At 67.5% G+C, this 416-nt stretch carries 1 protein-coding gene; it reads left to right on the forward strand.

What is annotated here, in order from left to right; all coding sequences use genetic code 11:
- Nucleotides 1–416 (forward strand): methyl-accepting chemotaxis protein (locus tag AC0L2O_RS36410; protein WP_473373150.1); only part of this gene is annotated, 416 nt, incomplete at both ends.

Consider the following 416-nt stretch of genomic DNA (forward strand, 5'->3'; position numbering starts at 1 on the left):
GCCCGTGCCGGCGAGGCCGGCCGCGGCTTCGCGGTGGTCGCGAGCGAAGTGAAATCGCTGGCGAGCCAGACGGCCAAAGCCACCGACGAGATTTCGTCGCACATCACGGGCATGCAGGGCGCCACGGCGGAATCGGTCGCTGCGATCAAGGAAATCGGCGCGACCATCGGCAAGATATCCTCGATCTCGACGTCGATCGCGAGCGCCGTGGAAGAGCAGGGCGCCGCGACGCAGGAGATCGCGCGCAGCGTCCAGACCGTCGCTCAGGGCACCCAGACGGCCGCCACTGACATCGGCCAGGTCAACCGCGGCGCCGCCGAAACCGGCTCGGCCTCGGAAGAGGTGTTGAATTCGGCCAAGACACTGTCGAGCGAAAGCACCCGCCTTCGCGCCGAACTCGACCGCTTCATGGCGAA

It is taken from the genome of Bradyrhizobium sp. Kon10 (assembly GCF_055807395.1).